16 protein-coding genes are annotated in these 17,364 nt (G+C 67.1%); 13 read left to right on the top strand and 3 right to left on the bottom strand.

Going from position 1 to position 17,364, the window contains the following annotated elements:
• The first annotated feature begins 41 nt into the window (after nucleotides 1-41).
• Both Q9R31_RS12905 and Q9R31_RS12900 read left to right on the top strand, forming a co-directional pair.
• On the top strand, nucleotides 42-545 hold the full coding sequence (locus Q9R31_RS12905; protein ID WP_311263122.1) for a GNAT family N-acetyltransferase: 504 nt from the start codon (nucleotides 42-44) through the stop codon (nucleotides 543-545).
• A gap of 46 nt (nucleotides 546-591) precedes the next feature.
• Complete coding sequence (locus Q9R31_RS12900; protein ID WP_307091141.1) at nucleotides 592-972, top strand: RidA family protein; 381 nt, start codon at nucleotides 592-594, stop codon at nucleotides 970-972.
• A 148-nt stretch (nucleotides 973-1,120) separates the two neighbouring features.
• Here Q9R31_RS12900 and Q9R31_RS12895 read toward each other — a convergent pair whose 3' ends face one another.
• Nucleotides 1,121-1,783, bottom strand: a complete 663-nt coding sequence (locus Q9R31_RS12895) for a response regulator (protein WP_311263121.1) — start codon at nucleotides 1,781-1,783, stop codon at nucleotides 1,121-1,123.
• Complete coding sequence (locus tag Q9R31_RS12890) at nucleotides 1,776-3,524, bottom strand: sensor histidine kinase (RefSeq protein WP_311263120.1); 1,749 nt, start codon at nucleotides 3,522-3,524, stop codon at nucleotides 1,776-1,778. The genes Q9R31_RS12895 and Q9R31_RS12890 overlap by 8 nt, the downstream gene beginning before the upstream one ends.
• 243 nt (nucleotides 3,525-3,767) lie before the next feature.
• On the opposite strand from Q9R31_RS12890, the gene Q9R31_RS12885 reads away from it, so the two are divergent.
• The 5 genes from Q9R31_RS12885 (at nucleotide 3,768) to Q9R31_RS12865 (ending at nucleotide 9,734) form a co-directional block, all read left to right on the top strand.
• Complete coding sequence (locus Q9R31_RS12885; RefSeq protein ID WP_311263119.1) at nucleotides 3,768-5,240, top strand: CitMHS family transporter; 1,473 nt, start codon at nucleotides 3,768-3,770, stop codon at nucleotides 5,238-5,240.
• Nucleotides 5,241-5,386: 146 nt separating this feature from the next.
• Entirely contained in the window at nucleotides 5,387-5,683 is a 297-nt protein-coding gene (gene gatC / locus Q9R31_RS12880) for an Asp-tRNA(Asn)/Glu-tRNA(Gln) amidotransferase subunit GatC (protein ID WP_141940678.1), read from the top strand.
• 2 nt (nucleotides 5,684-5,685) lie between these two features.
• The gene (gene gatA / locus Q9R31_RS12875; RefSeq protein ID WP_311263118.1) at nucleotides 5,686-7,260 is read left to right on the top strand and encodes an Asp-tRNA(Asn)/Glu-tRNA(Gln) amidotransferase subunit GatA; all 1,575 of its coding nucleotides are present in this window, start codon (nucleotides 5,686-5,688) and stop codon (nucleotides 7,258-7,260) included.
• The gene (gene gatB, locus Q9R31_RS12870) at nucleotides 7,260-8,768 is read left to right on the top strand and encodes an Asp-tRNA(Asn)/Glu-tRNA(Gln) amidotransferase subunit GatB (RefSeq protein WP_311263117.1); all 1,509 of its coding nucleotides are present in this window, start codon (nucleotides 7,260-7,262) and stop codon (nucleotides 8,766-8,768) included. Before gatA ends, gatB begins: the two co-directional genes overlap by 1 nt.
• Nucleotides 8,769-9,008: 240 nt before the next feature.
• Nucleotides 9,009-9,734, top strand: a complete 726-nt coding sequence (locus Q9R31_RS12865; RefSeq protein ID WP_311263116.1) for a DUF5666 domain-containing protein — start codon at nucleotides 9,009-9,011, stop codon at nucleotides 9,732-9,734.
• A gap of 53 nt (nucleotides 9,735-9,787) precedes the next feature.
• On the opposite strand, the gene Q9R31_RS12860 is transcribed toward Q9R31_RS12865, so the two are convergent.
• Nucleotides 9,788-10,699 (bottom strand): LysR family transcriptional regulator, encoded by a 912-nt coding sequence (locus Q9R31_RS12860; RefSeq protein WP_311263114.1) that lies wholly within the window; start codon nucleotides 10,697-10,699, stop codon nucleotides 9,788-9,790.
• A gap of 130 nt (nucleotides 10,700-10,829) precedes the next feature.
• On the opposite strand from Q9R31_RS12860, the gene tdh reads away from it, so the two are divergent.
• The 6 genes from tdh to Q9R31_RS12830 all read left to right on the top strand — a co-directional run bounded on the left by tdh (nucleotide 10,830) and on the right by Q9R31_RS12830 (nucleotide 17,230).
• Complete coding sequence (gene tdh, locus Q9R31_RS12855) at nucleotides 10,830-11,876, top strand: L-threonine 3-dehydrogenase (protein WP_311263113.1); 1,047 nt, start codon at nucleotides 10,830-10,832, stop codon at nucleotides 11,874-11,876.
• A gap of 8 nt (nucleotides 11,877-11,884) precedes the next feature.
• On the top strand, nucleotides 11,885-13,081 hold the full coding sequence (locus Q9R31_RS12850) for a glycine C-acetyltransferase (RefSeq protein WP_311263112.1): 1,197 nt from the start codon (nucleotides 11,885-11,887) through the stop codon (nucleotides 13,079-13,081).
• A gap of 40 nt (nucleotides 13,082-13,121) precedes the next feature.
• Complete coding sequence (locus Q9R31_RS12845) at nucleotides 13,122-14,252, top strand: FAD-dependent oxidoreductase (protein ID WP_311263111.1); 1,131 nt, start codon at nucleotides 13,122-13,124, stop codon at nucleotides 14,250-14,252.
• Between the two features lie 11 nt (nucleotides 14,253-14,263).
• Nucleotides 14,264-15,475, top strand: coding sequence for an imidazolonepropionase (gene hutI / locus Q9R31_RS12840; protein WP_311263110.1), 1,212 nt, complete (start codon nucleotides 14,264-14,266; stop codon nucleotides 15,473-15,475).
• 99 nt (nucleotides 15,476-15,574) lie between these two features.
• Nucleotides 15,575-16,363: a DeoR/GlpR family DNA-binding transcription regulator gene (locus Q9R31_RS12835; protein ID WP_018771901.1), complete on the top strand. Its 789-nt coding sequence runs from the start codon at nucleotides 15,575-15,577 to the stop codon at nucleotides 16,361-16,363.
• A gap of 69 nt (nucleotides 16,364-16,432) precedes the next feature.
• Nucleotides 16,433-17,230 (top strand): CPBP family intramembrane glutamic endopeptidase, encoded by a 798-nt coding sequence (locus Q9R31_RS12830; RefSeq protein ID WP_311263109.1) that lies wholly within the window; start codon nucleotides 16,433-16,435, stop codon nucleotides 17,228-17,230.
• Nucleotides 17,231-17,364 lie beyond the last annotated feature (134 nt).

Here is a 17,364-nt window from a genome sequence, read left to right as displayed (position 1 = left end):
TTCCACCAGCCCCGGGTCCGGGCCGCCACTACCATTGACGGGTGCAGCAGCAGTTAACAATCCGTCCCGCCGTCGAAGCCGATTTCGCCGCCGTGGCCCGCATCACGGGCGACTCCTACCTCTCCGCAGGCTACTTCGACGACCCCGCCCACCCGTACATGGTCAAGATCATGGACGTTGCGGCACGCGCCCTGCAGGCCACCATCTGGGTGGCTGAACGGGAAGGCACCGTCATCGGCTCCGTGACCCTGGCGCTGGCGGGCGAACCCTATGCGGACATCGCATTGCAGGACGAACTGGAATTCCGCATGCTGGTGGTGGACCCTGCCGTCCAGCGCAGCGGCGCCGGCAAGGCCATGGTGGACGCGATCGTTGGCCACGCCAAGACCCTTCCCGGCATCCGCGGAGTGTCGCTCACCACCGGCAAAGCCTGGGAAAGCGCCCACGGCCTGTACCGCAAAACCGGCTTCGAGCGGGTGCCCGAACGGGACTGGTTCGTCCCCGGAACCGACACAAAACTGCTGGTTTACCGGCGCGACCTGTAGCGGCCCTACAGTGGTGGCGACCCATTCCAGCTTTGAAAGGCCACCCATGCGCAAAACCTTCGGCAGCGGATCCGTCTGGGAACAGACCCTCGGATATTCCCGTGCCGTCCAGGTGGACAACACCCTCTACATCTCTGCCACCGCGGCCAGCGGGGACGACGGAATCGTTGGGGACGACTTCTACACCCAGACCCAGTACATCCTGCAGAAACTCGGCAAGGTCCTGGCCGACGCCGGCTTCGCCTACGAGGACGTGGTGCAGTCCAAGCTGTACCTGACGGACATCAGCAAATGGGAAGAGGCCGGCCGGGCGCACGGCGAGGTGTTCGGGGAGATCCGCCCCACCCTCTCCCTGGTCCACGTGCTGCCGTTCCTGGACCCGAAGATGCTCGTCGAGATCGAACTGGTCGCGCAGAAAGCTGCTTAACGAGATCCACGCATCCTCCGCGTGCTCGCTCGTTCCTCCCCGCCGCCTCCCTTGCCTCGCAAGCTCGGCCAGGGCACCCTGGCGGCGTGGGCCCAGCTCAGACGCACGCTTCTGGATGCCTGGATCACGTATCTTGCTGCTGTGCTACCTACCGGGCCGGCAGGCCGTACCGGTGTTCCGGCCTGCCGGTGGTTCCGTAGCGGAGCTGGATGTCCACCGCGCCGTCGTCGGCCAGGGAGGACAGGTACCGCTGGGCGGTGGCACGGGAGACGCCCACGCGGGAGGCCACTTCCGCGGCGGAGTACTGCTCGCCGGGGACCAGGGATTCCAGCACCGCCGCTTCGGTCGCCGAGCGGGGTTTCGACGACGGCGTAACATCGCCGGGGATCAGCGCACGCTTCGCGCGTTCCACTGCGTCCTGGTCCAGTGCTCCCGGCTGGCCCAGGAGGCGCCGGTACCGGGCGTAGGACCGGAGCTGCTGGGACAGTGATTCGGCGGTGAAGGGTTTGAGCAGGTAGCCCAGGGCGCCGCGGCGGAACGCCACCCGGAGGGACGCGGCATCGGATGCGGCGCTGAGGATGATGCTGTCCACATCCAGTTGCTGCAGCAGATCCAGGCCGGAGGCGTCCGGCAGGTAGACATCCAGCAGCACCAGGTCCGGCCGCAGGCTGTGAATGGCCTGCAGCGCCAGGGACGCCGTACCAACGGGCGCCAGGGCCAGGAATCCGGCCACCGAGTCCACATAGGCTGCATGGAGCTTGGCCACATGGAAGTCGTCGTCCACGATCAGGACCCGAAAATCATCAGCCATTCTCATCCTTTCCGGCTGCCCCCTTGATGGTGGCGGCAGGGCTGCCCGCCGTCGTATGTGGAAGGGTGGCCATGAACACGGCCCCCGGTCCGCCCGTGGTCCCGCGCTCCAGCACTTTTACGTCGCCGCCGCGTCGCCGCGCCAGCTGGCGCGCCAGGGCCAGTCCGAACCCCTGCCCGCCGCCGGCACGTACCGGGCCGGAAGCGGTGGTGAAACCTTCGGCAAACACGCCCTCCGCGTCCGTGCCGTCTGCCAGCCCGTCACCGGAGTCCGCCACCACGATATGCAGCGTGCCGCCGTCGTCGCCTGGCTCATCAAGCACTTCAAGCTCAACCCAGCGGTCCGTCGATGAACCGGCCACGGCGGCGTTGACGGCGTTGTCGATCAGGTTGCCCAACACCGTGGTGACGTCCTGGGCCTCCGTGACCTGGCCCCTGACCAGGGTCTCCGGGCCGATGCGGAGCGCAACGCCGCGCTCGTCCGCCTCCACGCCCTTGGCGCCCACGAAGGCCTGCAGGTACGGGTCCTGCAACAGTTCGGCCTGGTCCACCGGGAACTTCAGCGGACCCGTGGCGGCCAGCCCGGCCAGGTAGTCGCGCGCCTCCTGGTGCTGGCCGATGCCCAGGAAGCCGGCCAGCGTGTGCAGCTGGTTGGCGAACTCGTGCCGCTGGGCCCGCAGCGCTGTGGACATGGTCCCCACGGCGTCCAGCTGGCGGGTCAGCTGCTGCAGCTCGGTGCGGTCCCGCAGCATGATGACCCAGCCCAGGTCCTCCCGCCGGTGCAGCGCCTTGCGCGCGTTGGCCACCAGGACGCGGCCGCCGGCCACGAGCTCCAGCGCATCCACCGGGGAAGCTGCAGTGCCGGGGACATCAGTACCGGTGCCCGGGCGGGTCAGCGCTTTCAGCTGCTCCGGAACCGGGGCATCCTCCCACCGCGTGCCGGACAGGTCGGGCAATTCCAGCAGGCGCTGCGCGGCGGCGTTGAAGACGCTTACCCGGCCGTCGGCATTCACGCCGATGACGCCGTCGTCCACGCCCTGCAGCACCGCCACCTGGTCGTGGACCAGGGTGCTGATCTCTTCCGGCTCCAGGCCAAGCGTGAGCCGCTGCAGGCGGCGGCGCAGCAGGAAGGATCCCAGGATCCCGGCCAGCAGAGCACCGGTGGCCGTCAACGCCACCGGTCCGATGTCGCGGGCCACGCTCTGGGCCACCGTCTCCATGGAGTAGCCCACGCTCACCTCGCCCACCACCGTGCCGGTACCGGGGGCGTAGACGGGAACTTTGGCGCCGGCGGAGGGACCCAGGGTCCCGGTGTTCCGGGTGGTGATTTCCTGGCCAGACAGTGCCTCGGACGGATCCGTGCTCACCTTTTCACCCAGCCGCTGCGGATCCGGGTGGGCCAGCCGGATCCCGGTTTCGTCGGTGATGACCACGAACAGTGCGCCGGTGCGGGTCCGCGCGGCCTCGGCCGCCGCCTGCAGCGGCCCGGCCAGGAGCTCCGCGGGCGGGGGAGTGCCGGGCTGTTCACTGATGGCCAGCACATTGGCCCTGACGTCCGGATCGGAGGCCACGGTCCGGGCCAGCGTCAGCGCGTGGTTTTCGGCCTCGCTGCCTACCCGGTCGTAGGTCAGCCACGCGTGCACGGCAGCACTGAGCAGCACCACCAGCAGCACCACCGCCAGCTGCAGCAGCAGCGTCTGGGTGGAAAACCGCAGCGGCGGCCGGGGCGCCGAACGCTGCATACATCCTCCTTGACGGTGTTGACGGGTTGACGGGTTGACGGTGTTGGCGGTGTTGGCGGTGTTGGCGGTTGGGTTTGGGCCTGCGGTTTCAGCGCATTTGCCCTGTGAGCACAATGAGCAAAATGCTCCCAATAAGCAGTATGCCAATCAATTGAGCCAAAGGCACTGCCGTGACGGGCGCCACCCTACAGTCTGTATCACGCATCACAACGCTGTGGTGCCGTTCACAAGAAGGAGCCGGCTGTGCTGGTAATACTTGGATTCGCCATGATCGCGGTATTCATGGTGCTGATCATGACGAAGAAGTTGACGCCAGTGCTGGCGTTGATCATTGTCCCTACTGTTTTTGGCCTTTTCGCCGGCGCCGGCCTTGGCATCGGCGACATGGTGATGGACTCCATGAAGTCCATGACCTCCACCGCGGCCCTGCTGATGTTCGCCATCATCTACTTCGGCCTGATGATCGACGTCGGGCTCTTTGACCCGCTGGTGAAGTTCATCCTCCGCAAGCTGGGCAACGACCCCGCCAAGGTTGTCCTGGGCACCGCCATCCTGGCGGCCGCCGTGTCGCTGGACGGCGACGGGTCCACCACGTTCATCCTCACCACCGCAGCCATGCTGCCGGTCTACCTGCGCCTCAAGATGAGCCCCGTGGTCCTCACCTGCGTGGCCGGCCTGGCCAACGGCACCATGAACATCCTGCCGTGGGGCGGCCCCACCGCCCGCGCCGCCACCGCCCTGAAGATCGACGTCAACGACGTCTTCGTCCCCATGATCCCGTCCCTGGTGGCCGGCCTGGTTGTCGTCTTCGCCTTCGCCTGGCTGCTGGGCCTGCAGGAGCGCAACCGCCTCCGTGCCACCGCCCCCGAAATCTGGGGCGTTCCGGACACTGCCGAACAGTTTGACGGAACGTCCGACGGCGGCACCTCCGCGGTTGCCTCCGGCACCGGCCGCGGACGCAAGGGTGGAAACCCCGCCCCGTCCGGCGCAGCCCCCGTGGGTGGATCCGTGGCTGTCCTGGAACGCACCGAAACCCTGGTGGACGAGCACGACTCCGCCATGGCCGACACCGCCCTCGATCCCAACCGCAGCACCCTGCGGCCCAAGCTGTTCTGGTTCAACCTGGCCCTGACCGTCGCCGTCATGGTGGTCCTCGTGGCCAACATTGTCCCGCTGCCGTTCGTGTTCATGGTGGGCGCCGCCATCGCCCTGCTGGTCAACTTCCCCAAGGTCAAGGACCAGGGCGCCCAGCTGATTGCACACGCACCGTCCATCGTTGCCGTGGTCAGCATGGTCATGGCCGCCGCCGTCCTCACCGGTGTCCTCAAGGGCACGGGCATGGTGGAAGCGATGTCCGCCTGGCTGGTCCAGATCATCCCGTCCTCCATGGGCCCGTTCATGGCCGTCATCACCGGCCTCCTGAGCATTCCCATGACGTTCTTCATGAGCAACGACGCGTTCTACTTCGGCGTCCTGCCGGTGCTGAGCGAGACCGCCGCCCACTACGGGGTCGGCGCTGCTGACATGGCCCGCGCCTCCATCACCGGCCAGCCGTTCCACCTGCAGAGCCCGCTGGTTCCGGCCATCCTGCTGCTGGTTTCGCTGGCCAAGGTGGACCTCGGTGACCACCACAAGAAGGTCCTGTGGCGCACCGCCGTCATCTCCCTGGTGATGCTCGGCGTCGGTGTACTGACTGGAGCCATTGGAATCGGCTAGTCTTTAGCTGCCCGCGCTCCTGTCCCCGTGACAGGACCGGGTATCGAAGGTGCCCGTCTGACGCCCGCTGGGGGCCGTCAGACGGGCATCTGCGTTTCCGCACTAGACTGGATCGGAAAACAATTCGAACTTTGCAGGGGAGATCCATGGCTGCGATCAACCGTGACGACGTCGCGCATCTCGCGCGGCTCGCTCACATCGAGATGAGTGCCGAAGAGCTGGACAGGATGGCCGGCGAGCTCGCCGTCATCGTCGATTCGGTCAAGTCCGTCAGCGAGGCCGCCGGGGATGACGTCCCGGCCACCTCCCACCCCATTCCGCTCACCAACGTCTTCCGCGAGGACGTTGTTGGGCACACCTTCACGGCCGAACAGGCACTGTCCGGCGCCCCGGATTCCGATGAGAACCGTTTCAAGGTCCCGGCCATCCTGGATGAGGCATAACCATGACTGAACACAACACCACCGGCACCAGCGCCGAGACCCTGATCCGCCTGTCCGCCGCGGAGCTGGCTGCGAAGCTCGCCGTCGGCGAGGTCACCGCCGTCGAAGTTACCCAGGCCTACCTGGACCGCATCGCCGCCGTCGACGGGAAGGTCAACGCCTTCCTCCACGTCAACGCCAAGGAAGCGCTCGCCGTCGCCGCGGAGGTTGACGCCATCCGTGCCGCCGGCGGTGCTGACGCCGAGGCCCTGCACGTCCTGGCCGGCGTCCCCATCGCCGTCAAGGACCTCATCGTCACCATCGGCCAGCCCACCACCGCAGGCTCGAAGATCCTCGAAGGCTGGCACAGCCCGTACGACGCCACCGTGGTGGAGCGCCTGCGCGCCGCGAAGATGCCCATCCTGGGCAAGACCAACCTGGACGAATTCGCCATGGGCTCCTCCACCGAGCACTCGGCCTACGGCCCCACCCGCAACCCGTGGGACCTGGACCGCATCCCGGGCGGCTCCGGCGGCGGCTCGGCCGCGGCCGTTGCCGCCTTCGAAGCACCCCTGGCCCTGGGTACGGACACCGGCGGCTCCATCCGCCAGCCCGGGGCCGTCACGGGAACCGTCGGCGTGAAGCCCACTTACGGCAGCGTCTCCCGCTACGGTGCCATCGCCATGGCCTCCTCGTTGGACCAGATCGGCCCGGTCACCCGCACAGTCCTGGACTCCGCCCTGCTGCACCAGGTCATCGGCGGCCACGATCCCCGTGACTCCACCTCGCTGCCGGACCCTCTCGCCGACCTCGTTGCCGCCGCCAAAACCGGCAACGTCGAGGGCCTGCGGATCGGCATCATCAAGGAACTGCACGGCGAGGGCTACCAGGCCGGCGTAGAAAACCGCTTCAATGACGCTCTGGAACTGCTCAAGGAAGCCGGCGCGGAGATCGTGGAGGTCTCCTGCCCCAACTTCCAGTACGCCCTGGGCGCCTACTACCTGATCATGCCGTCCGAGGCCTCCTCCAACCTGGCCAAGTTCGACGGCGTCCGGTACGGCCTGCGCGTCCTCCCCGAGGACGGGCCCATGACCATCGAACGCGTCATGGGTGCCACCCGCGCCGCCGGCTTCGGCGACGAAGTCAAGCGCCGCATCATCCTGGGCACCTACGCCCTCTCTGCCGGCTACTACGACGCCTACTACGGCTCCGCCCAGAAGGTGCGCACTCTGGTCCAGCGGGACTTCGACGCCGCCTTTACGGTTGCGGACGTCCTGATCTCGCCCACCGCCCCCACCACGGCTTTCCCGCTGGGCGAAAAACTCGACGATCCGCTGGCCATGTACCTGAACGACGTCGCCACCATCCCCGCCAACCTGGCAGGGGTTCCCGGCCTGTCACTCCCCGGCGGCCTGGCTGACGAGGACGGACTGCCGGTCGGCATCCAGCTGTTGGCCCCGGCCCGTGAGGACGCCCGCCTCTACCGGGTGGGTGCGGTCCTGGAATCGCTGCTCGAAGCCAAGTGGGGCGGCCCGTTGCTGGCCCAGGCTCCCGACCTCGCCGCAGCCGCTACCCTCGAAACCCAGGAGGCAAAATAATGAACACCGAGGCAATCCTGAGCTTCGACGAAGCCATGGAGAAGTACGACCCCGTCCTGGGCTTCGAGGTCCACGTGGAGCTCAACACCAAGACCAAGATGTTCTCCTCGGCCCCCAACGTTTTCGGTGACGAGCCCAACACCAACGTCAATGAGGTGGACCTGGGGATGCCCGGCGTCCTGCCCGTGGTCAACAAGACGGCGGTGGAGTCCTCCATCAAAATCGGCCTGGCGCTGAACTGCAAGATCGCCGAATCCTGCCGCTTCGCCCGGAAGAACTACTTCTACCCGGACACCCCCAAGAACTTCCAGACCTCCCAGTACGACGAGCCCATCGCCTACGACGGCTACCTGGACGTTGAACTCGAGGACGGCACTGTGTTCCGCGTGGAGATCGAGCGCGCACACATGGAGGAGGACGCCGGAAAGCTGACCCACATGGGCGGTGCCACCGGCCGGATCCACGGCGCCGACTTCTCCCTGGTGGATTACAACCGCGCCGGTGTCCCGCTGGTGGAGATTGTCACCAAGCCCATCGAGGGCGCCGGCTCCCGCGCGCCGGAACTGGCCAAGGCGTATGTGGCCGCCATCCGGGAGATCGTCAAGAACCTCGGTGTCTCCGATGCCCGCATGGAACGCGGCAACGTGCGGTGCGACGCCAACGTCTCGCTCCGCCCGCACGGGCGCGAACGGTTCGGCATCCGGTCCGAAACCAAGAACGTGAACTCGCTGCGCGCCGTCGAACACGCCGTCCGCTACGAGATCCAGCGCCATGCCGCCGTCCTGGACTCAGGCAACCCCGTGGTCCAGGAGACCCGCCACTGGCACGAAGACACCCGCACCACCACCTCGGGCCGGCCCAAGTCCGACGCGGACGACTACCGCTACTTCCCGGAACCGGACCTGGTCCCCGTGGTGGCCTCCCGCGAATGGGTGGAGGAACTGCGCGCCACGCTTCCCGAACCGCCGGCCGAGCGCCGTAAGCGCCTCAAGGCGGACTGGGGTTACTCTGACCTCGAATTCCGCGACGTGGTGAACGCCGGCGTCCTGGATGAGATCGAGGAAACCATCGCGGCCGGCGCCTCGGCGTCCGTGGCCCGCAAGTGGTGGATGGGTGAGATCGTGGGCCGCGCCAAGGCCGCCGACGTCGATCCCGGCCAGCTGGGGGTCCAGCCCGCCACCGTCGTGGAGCTCAGCCGCATGGTGGAGGCCGGCAAGATCAACAACAAAATGGCCACCCAGGTGCTGGACGGCGTGCTCGCCGGCGAAGGCACCCCGGAAGAGATCGTCGAAAAGCGCGGCCTCGCCGTGGTCTCCGACGACGGTCCCCTCCTGGAAGCCATTGATGCCGCACTTGCCGCCCAGCCCGACGTCGCGGACAAGATCCGGGGCGGGAAGGTCCAGGCCATCGGCGCGATCGTGGGCGGGGTCATGAAAGCCACCCGCGGCCAGGCCGACGCCGCCCGCGTCCGCGAGCTCATCCTCGAGAAGCTGGGCGTCACCCTCTAGCACCAGCTGTTCAGGGACCCAAGCCGGGCCGCAGATTCCGTCGCCATGAACCTTCGTGGCATCGGGCTGCGGCCCGGTCCGCATTCAACCGCTCGCGTTCGACTACGTGTTGAGTACTCAGGCGGCGGTGGCCGAAAGTACCCGTGGCTGCGCATTGGCGGTGGACTTACACTGGAGCCCACGGGGCGCTGCTGCCCCGGGGGAGCGCGGGAGGAACAAACCATGGTGGTCCGGGAACCAATGAGGATGCGCAAGGCCGCGCTGGCCGGGGCAGTGGCCCTCGCCTTGACGGGAACGGGAACTGCCCTGGCATGGTCCGCCACCGGCACGCCCACGCCGTCGCCTTCCCAGTCAGCGCCGGGCCAGGAGAAGGCGCCCGGCCAGGAGAAGGCGCCCGGCCAGCAGAAAAAACAGGACAAGAAGGCCCAGCGTCCGCAGCCCCTCCACGGCGAGGGCGTGGTCAAGAACCCCGACGGAACCTTCCAGACCAGGCTGGAACAGCGCGGGACCGTGGAATCGGTCAGCGATTCCGCCATCACCGTCAAGAGCGAGGACGGCTTCTCCCAGACCTACACGGTCAATGGCGATACCAAAATCACCAGGATTCCAGCCCCGGCCGCGGACGGTTCCGGGGCAAACGGTTCCGGGACAAACGGCTCGGGGACAAGCGGCTCAGGCGCAAATGGTCCAGATGCCCCGGGCGACGACGGCAAGCGGCTTAGGCCGACGGACGGAACCATCGCGGACATCGCCGTGGGAGACGCCGTCCGCATTTCCGGCATGAAGGACGGGGACAAGGCCACGGCCGGGCGGATTGTGAAGGGTGCCGGGGACGGGCCCGGCCTTGGGCTGGGGCACGGCTTGGGACGGGGCCACGGCCTTGGACACAAGATGGGCCAGGGTAACCACCAGGACGACGGTAACCGCCAGGACGACGGCAACCACCAGGACGACGACGGCGAATAGGGCGGCTCCCTCCGCCACTCCGGCGTTCCCAAACCCCGGCGCACCAGCCCCACTTAGCCCTGGCGCACGAGCCCGGCCATGATGTCCTCCAGTGCCTCGCAGACCATCACCACGGCCCGCCGCTTCAGGTTTTCCGGCCGGGCCAGCAGGTCGATCCTGCGGCGGGTGCTGATGCCCTCCAGCGGCCGCAGCACGATGTCCGGGTTCAGGACTGGTCCTGCGGTGTACCTGGGCAGCAGGCCCACCACCCCGCCGGCGGCCACGAGCGCCGCAACGGTAGAGTAGTCGTTGATGCGGTGGACGATGTTGGGCTCCCTGCTGGACACGGCGGCGATGGCGGCCAGGACGTCGGCCGGGGAGTAGCCGGGGTGGCTGGTCACCCAGGCCTCGGCACCGACGTCGTCCGCCGTGACCGTGTCCTTTTGCGCCAATGGGTGCCCGGCTGGCAGTGCCACGTCCAGGGGCTCGTGGGCCAGCGGGATGACGGCGACCCGTTCCGCGGGCCAGCGGGGGCTGTGGTCCATCCGGTGCGCCAGGACCAGGTCGTACCGGGCGGTGAGGGCAGGAAAGTCCTGCTGCGCCACGTCCTCATCAGACAGTTCGATCCGTGGGTGTTCCGGCCGGTCCAGCATCCGCGCCAGCGGCGCAAACAACGCTTGCCCCGCACTGTGGAAACCGCTGAGCGTTACCCTGCCCGCCGGCGAGTCGTGATATGTGCCCAGGGCTCCACGGGCGTCGGCCATGGCGCTGACGACGGCGGCGCCTGCGTCCGCGAGCACCTGGCCGGCTTCCGTGAGGACCAGGTTCCGGCCCTCCTTGCGCGTCAGCGGCACCTCCACTGTCCGCTGCAGGTGGGCCAGTTGCTGCGACACGGCCGATGGGGTGACCATGAGTGTGTCTGCTACGGCCTTTACGCTTCCCAGTGCTCCCAGCTCGCGCAGGATCTCCAGCTGATGTACTTCCACGATCCAAGTCTAATCATTAGCAATCGCTACATTGTCGATTGAGAAGATCCTTGTTGTGCTAAACCTTTCGCGGGGCTTCAATGAGGAGGACAAGACCTCCTCTCTGAATGCACAAGAAGTAAGGATGCCAATGAAGGCCCTCTACAAGGCCGGCCCGCAGGCCGGTTTCGAACTCGTCGACCGGCCCGAGCCCGAGGCCGGCCCGGCGGACGTGAAGATCCGGGTCATGACCACCGGCATCTGCGGGACGGACCTGCACATCCAGTCCTGGGATGCCTGGGCGCAGGGGATCATCGAAGCGCCCCTTATCGCCGGCCACGAGTTCTACGGCGAAGTGGTGGAGGTGGGGGAAGACGTCCGCGACGTCAAAGTGGGTGACCGGGTCTCCGGCGAAGGCCACGTGGTATGCGGCATTTGCCGGAACTGCCGGGCCGGCCGCCGCCAGATGTGCATCCACACTGTCAGCGTGGGAGTCCAGCGCGACGGCGCCTTCGCCGAGTACGTGGTCATCCCGGAAACCAACGTCTGGGTCCACCACGACCCCTCCGTCACCCCCGAACTTGGCGCCATCTTCGACCCCTTCGGCAACGCGGTCCACACCGCACTGAGCTTCCCGCTGGTGGGCGAAGACGTCCTCATCACCGGCGCAGGCCCCATCGGCCTGATGGCCATCGCCGTCGCCCGCCATGCCGGGGCCCGCAAAATCGCCATCACCGACATCTCCCGGCCCCGGCTGGACCTGGCCCGGCAGCTCGGGGCGGACCTCGCCATCGACGTCTCCACCACCCGGGTCCGCGACGCCCAGCGCGAGCTCGGCATGCGCGAAGGCTTCGACGTCGGAATGGAAATGTCCGGCCACCCCTCCGCCCTGCCTGAGATGATCGACAACATGAACCACGGCGGCCGGATCGCCATGCTGGGCCTGCCCAGCCAGGAGATCATCATCGACTGGGGCAAGGTGGTCACCCACATGCTTACCCTCAAGGGCATCTATGGCCGCGAGATGTACGAAACCTGGTACGCCATGAGTGCCATGCTCTCCTCCAACCCCGTGCTGCACGCCGGCATCTCCGCCGTGGTCACGGACACGCTTCCCGCCACGGACTGGGAGAAGGGCTTCGACATTGCCCGCAGCGGCGTTGGCGGCAAAGTTGTCCTCGACTGGACCCGACTGTAAGGAAACCCATGTACACCTCCCTCAAGGACCAGCTCCACGACGAGCTGGAAGAAATCCGCTCCGCCGGGCTCTACAAAACCGAACGCAGCATCAGCTCACCGCAGTCCAGCCACATCACCGCCGGCCGGGTTGGCGGCCCGGGCGCTGACGTCCTGAATTTCTGCGCCAACAACTACCTGGGCCTGGCTGACCACCCGGACATCATCCATGCCGCCAAGGCCGCCATGGATGAGCGCGGCTTCGGCATGGCCAGTGTCCGTTTCATCTGCGGGACCCAGGACCTGCACCTGGAACTCGAGGCCAGGGTTTCCACATTCCTCGGGACCGAGGACACCATCCTGTTCTCAAGCTGCTTCGATGCTAATGGCGGCGTGTTCGAATCCCTCTTCGGCCCCGAGGATGCGGTCATTTCCGACGCCCTGAACCACGCCTCCATCATCGACGGCATCCGCCTGTGCAAGGCCCGCCGCTACCGCTACGCCAACCAGGACATGGCCGAACTCGAGGCCCGGCTGCAGGAGGCGCAGGACGCCCGCCGGAAGATCATCGTCACGGATGGCGTGTTTTCGATGGACGGCTACCTGGCTCCGCTCGAGGCCATCTGCGACCTGGCCGAAAAATACGGCGCCCTGGTGATGGTGGACGATTCGCATGCTGTGGGCTTCATGGGCGCCACCGGCGCGGGCACCCCCGAACACGCCGGGGTGTCACATCGGGTGGATATCTACACCGGCACTTTCGGCAAGGCCCTGGGCGGAGCATCAGGCGGCTATGTGTCCGGCCGCCGGGAGATCGTTGCCATGCTGCGGCAGAAGGCGCGGCCCTACCTGTTCTCCAACTCCCTGGCCCCCGCCATTGTGGCCGCCACCCTCAAGGCGCTGGACCTGGTGGAAAATTCGGCCGACCTGCGCCGCAGGTTGTTCGAAAACGCCGAACTCTTCCGCCGCCGCATGACCGAGGAGGGCTTCGACCTGCTTCCCGGCGAACACGCCATCGTGCCGGTCATGTTTGGTGATGCCGTGATGGCCGCCAAGGTGGCCGACCACATGCTGCAGCACGGCGTCTTCGTCACCGCCTTCAGCTTCCCCGTGGTCCCGCGTGGTGCCGCGAGGATCCGGGTGCAGCTATCGGCTGCGCATTCAGCGGACGACGTCGAGGCATGTGTGGGTGCCTTCGTCGCCAGCCGTGCCGAGGCAGCGGCCTGACAGGCGTTCCAGGGGACGCGAACTCTGCGAGGATGGACGGATGGCAGCACATTACGATGTCCTGATCGTGGGAGGCGGCATTGCCGGCCTGTCCCTGGCCTCCGAGCTGGCCGGCCGCTGCAGCGTCGCGCTGGTGGAGGCGGAGCAGGAACTGGCGTACCACACGTCCTCCCGCTCCGCCCGCCAGCTGATCCCCAGCTACGGTCCTCCCGTGGTGCAGGAGCTCACCGTCCGGACCCTGGAACTGATTGCGGCCCGCGACGCGGAACTGCCGGAGCCGGTCCTCACACCGCGCAGCTTCATGCTGGTTGGCTCCGAGGCGGATGTGGCCGCGGAAGCCAGCGGGCACATGCAGGCCATCACCGTGGACCGGGCGCTCGAGCTGTGTCCGGCCCTGCTCCCGCGTACCTTCGCCGCCGCCGGGCTGGACACAGGATCCTTTGGCTGCAACGCGCCCCTGCTCCTGGCCGGGCACCGGCAGCGTGCTGAGGCTGCCGGGGCGGACATCATCACCGGGGCCCGCGTTCATTCGGCGCAACGGCTCGGTTCCGGATGGCAGGTAGGCGCCGGCGCCGAGGGGTTCGAAGCGGGGATCCTGGTCAACGCGGCCGGTGCCTGGGCGGACGAGCTCGCGGTGATCAGCGGCGTCGAGAAGCTGGGGCTGCAGCCGTACCGGCGCACCGCGGCGATCGCCGCCGTCGAACGCCCCCTGCCTCCCGCCACCCCCATGGTGGCGGCAGCGGACAATACGTTCTACTTCCGCCCTGACGGTGACGACGTACTGATTTCACCGTCCGAAACGGTGCCCAGCGGTCCCGAGGACGCGCAGCCGCGGCCCGGCGACGTGGAACGCCTGGTGGAGAAGCTGAACTCCATCACCAGCCTGGGGATCACGGGAATTCGCCGGGCCTGGACCGGCCTGCGCACCGAGGCGGCCGACGGGGTTCCGGTGGCTGGCTTCGATGCCGAAGCCCCCGGCTTCTACTGGCTCGCCGGGCAGGGCGGCTACGGTTTCCAGACCTCCGCTGCCATGGCTGAACTGGCAGCGGGCCAGATTCTTGGTGACCGGATTATGGCGGGCCAGGCAGCGTCCGGAGGCGCGGCCAGCGACGGTCCGGCATCCCGGACAGCGCAGGCCCTGGCTGCCACCCGCTGGTCCATTCGACGCTGAAGAATGGTCCCATGAGTACCCTGATCACCAACATTGCCGAGCTGATGACCCAGGACCTTGAACACCGGGTCCTGAAGGATGCGGCGGTAGTGGTCGAAGGGGAGAGGATTTCGTGGATCGGGGCTGCAGCGGATGCCCCGGCGGCGGACGACGCCATTGACGCCGGCGGGCGGGCCATGCTCCCGGGATGGGTGGATTCCCACAGCCACCTGCTGTTTGCCGGGGACCGCACCGCAGAATTTGAAGCCAGGATGGCGGGGGAGGCCTATGCCGCCGGCGGGATTGCCGTCACCATGAACGCCACGCGTGCCACGTCCGATTTCGACCTCACCCGCCTGGCCATGGGCCGGGTCGCCGAGGCAGTCTCGCAGGGAACCACCTACCTCGAAACGAAGACCGGCTACGGCCTGGACATCGGGAACGAGGCCCGGAGCGCGCGGATCGCCGCCACCCTAGCGGACCAGGTGACCTACCTGGGCGCCCATTTGGTTCCTGCCGGCCAAGACCCGGACGAGTACACCGACCTGGTCTGCGGGCCGATGCTTGACGCCGTCCGCCCGTACGTCCAGTGGGCTGACGTTTTCTGTGAGGAAGGTGCGTTCACGGCCGAACAGTCCCGCCGCGTGCTGACGGCCTGCCGCGACGCCGGCCTGGGCCTGCGCGTGCACGGCAACCAGCTGGGCGAGGGCCCTGGCGTGCAGCTTGCCGTGGAGCTGGGCGCCGCCAGCGTGGACCACGTCAACTACCTCGCGGGGCAGGACGTGAAGGTCCTCGCTGCTTCCTGGTCCGGGTGGGACCCCGCCACCGGGACGGGTGTACGGGGCACCGTGGCTACCTGCCTCCCGGCCTGCGACCTCTCCACCCGCCAGCCGCTGGCACCGGCCCGTGAGCTTCTCGACGCCGGTGTGCAAGTGGCGCTCGCTTCCAACTGCAATCCCGGTACGTCGTACACAAGTTCCATGGCATTCTGCGTCACCACCGCTGTCCTCCAGATGCACCTGAGCGTGCACGAGGCCGTCCGCGCCGCCACCTACGGCGGTGCCCTGGCGTTGCACAAGGAAAGCGGCCCCGATGCCGACGGGGAACGGGCCGTGGGGTCCATTGCCGTCGGGCACCGGGCGGACCTGCACCTGCTGAATGCCCCCTCCGCGACGCATCTCGCTTACCGTCCGGGCATGCCGTTGACATACGCTGTGTGGCGGGCCGGAGCCAGAGCACGGTAGGTCCACGGCGGAATTCTGATTTTTCCTGATTCTTTCTCTGCCCTTATAATCAGGAAACGTCATCGATAACGGTGGCTGATGTATGAAAGGCTCCGTTGCATGACGCGCACTGACCGGTTAACGGCGATCCTTGACCTGCTGGCCAGGACCGGCCAAGTGGAGGTCGACGAGATTGTCAGCACCCTCAATGTTTCCCCAGCCACCGCGCGACGCGACCTGGACAGCCTGGCCAAGCGACGACTGCTGACGCGCACCCGTGGGGGTGCTACCACCGGTGCCCTGGCCTACGATCTTCCCGGCCGCTACAACCGGGACGACCATGCCGAAGCCAAGGAACAGATCGCGCAGTGCGCCTCGGCGTTGATTCGGCCCGGGGCAGTGATTGGCCTGTGCGGGGGTACCACCAGCACCGCGCTCGCGCAGATCCTCGCGACCCGCGAAGACCTCAACGCCCCCTCCAACCAGCCCACCCTCACGGTGGTCACCAATGCAATCAACATCGCCGGCCAGCTGGCGGTGCGGCCCAACATCAAGGTGATGGTGACCGGCGGCATCCTCAACCCGCGGTCCTACGAACTGGTAGGGCCCTATACGGACATCATCATGCAGAAGGTGGTGCTGGACATTGCGTTCATCGGCGTCAACGGCATTGACCCCGAAGTCGGGCCCACCAACACGGGGGAGGGGGAGGCATCTGTGAACGCCCTGCTCGCCAGCAGGGCCCGGGTGTCCTATGTCCTGGCCGATTCCTCCAAGGTGGGCGTGCGGGCCTTCGCCACCATGGACGGCTACAACTTCACCCGGCTGATTACCGATGCCGGCATCTCGCCCCGCGACAAGGCTGCCTTTGAGGCCAACGGCACGGAAGTGATTGTGGCGCCCGCCTGATTTCCGGGGAGTCCAGTCGTTCGGCAGTTCCATCAGCCCGGATCCAGAAACTGAGGGCAAGATGGGAACATGCTGGTTCCCTCCCGCCGTCGACTGCGGCTCGAAGTCTGGATCGTCCTGGGCCTGTCCCTGGGCCAGTCGGCTGTCTACTCCGTGGTGCAACTGCTGGACAAGATGACCCGCGCCCCGCTGGCCGAGGGCACGTCCACCCTCAACCGCTCACAGAGCACCCGCGAATACTTCGACCTCACCTATCAGCTGCTGGACATTATCTTTGCCCTGGTGCCGGTGCTGCTGGTTCTGTACTTCCTGACGGACCAACGCTTCCTGACGGACCAGCGCCAGGCAGGACCGGGTGACGCCGGCAACTCCCGCTCTGCATTCCAGAAACTCGGATTCAATTTCGCCCGGCCCGGCAAGGACCTGCTGCAGGGCATCGGACTGGCTGCGCTGATCGGCATACCCTCGCTGGGGCTTTATGCGGCCGGCCGGGCCCTCGGAATCACCACCGCCATTATCCCCAGTGCCCTGGATGCTTATTGGTGGACCGTGCCTGTCCTCATCCTGTCCGCCATCCGGCACGCCGTGCTTGAGGAAGTCATTGTGGTGGGCTATCTCCTGGACCGCTTTGGCAAGTTCGGCTGGAGCACGCCGCTGGCCATTGCGGCGAGCTCTGTGCTGCGCGGCAGCTACCACCTGTACCAGGGCTTCGGTCCCTTCATTGGCAATGCGGTGATGGGCGTGGTGTTCGCCTGGCTGTACACCCGAACCCGCCGGGTCATGCCACTGGTCATCGCCCACGCCCTGCTGGACATCGTGGCCTTCGTCGGATTCAGCCTGTTCGGCAAAGCCGTGGGGCTGGGCTAGGGCCGGTCCGGGACATCAGCCGGGGGTGGGAATCGGCTGGCTTCGAAGCGACCTGTTCACGCTGATTGCCTGTTGACCATCAGATCGCTTTCATGGATCGTGTGCACCATGAGGCTGGGGTCGCGGTTGACACT

Source organism: Pseudarthrobacter sp. BRE9 (genome assembly GCF_031844305.1).
Lineage (GTDB): Bacteria > Actinomycetota > Actinomycetes > Actinomycetales > Micrococcaceae > Arthrobacter.
Note: the sequence above shows the minus strand (reverse complement) of the source record. Positions and strands in the feature narration are given on the sequence as shown.

Coding starts and splice junctions, on each gene's coding strand:
- Q9R31_RS12900 (WP_307091141.1), top strand. CDS start 592: ATGCGCAAAACCTTCGGCAGCGGATCCGTCTGGGAACAGACCCTCGGA.
- gatB (WP_311263117.1), top strand. CDS start 7,260: ATGAACACCGAGGCAATCCTGAGCTTCGACGAAGCCATGGAGAAGTAC.
- Q9R31_RS12895 (WP_311263121.1), bottom strand. CDS start 1,783: ATGGCTGATGATTTTCGGGTCCTGATCGTGGACGACGACTTCCATGTG.
- tdh (WP_311263113.1), top strand. CDS start 10,830: ATGAAGGCCCTCTACAAGGCCGGCCCGCAGGCCGGTTTCGAACTCGTC.
- Q9R31_RS12890 (WP_311263120.1), bottom strand. CDS start 3,524: ATGCAGCGTTCGGCGCCCCGGCCGCCGCTGCGGTTTTCCACCCAGACG.
- Q9R31_RS12865 (WP_311263116.1), top strand. CDS start 9,009: ATGAGGATGCGCAAGGCCGCGCTGGCCGGGGCAGTGGCCCTCGCCTTG.
- gatA (WP_311263118.1), top strand. CDS start 5,686: ATGACTGAACACAACACCACCGGCACCAGCGCCGAGACCCTGATCCGC.
- gatC (WP_141940678.1), top strand. CDS start 5,387: ATGGCTGCGATCAACCGTGACGACGTCGCGCATCTCGCGCGGCTCGCT.
- Q9R31_RS12835 (WP_018771901.1), top strand. CDS start 15,575: ATGACGCGCACTGACCGGTTAACGGCGATCCTTGACCTGCTGGCCAGG.
- hutI (WP_311263110.1), top strand. CDS start 14,264: ATGAGTACCCTGATCACCAACATTGCCGAGCTGATGACCCAGGACCTT.
- Q9R31_RS12830 (WP_311263109.1), top strand. CDS start 16,433: ATGCTGGTTCCCTCCCGCCGTCGACTGCGGCTCGAAGTCTGGATCGTC.
- Q9R31_RS12850 (WP_311263112.1), top strand. CDS start 11,885: ATGTACACCTCCCTCAAGGACCAGCTCCACGACGAGCTGGAAGAAATC.
- Q9R31_RS12845 (WP_311263111.1), top strand. CDS start 13,122: ATGGCAGCACATTACGATGTCCTGATCGTGGGAGGCGGCATTGCCGGC.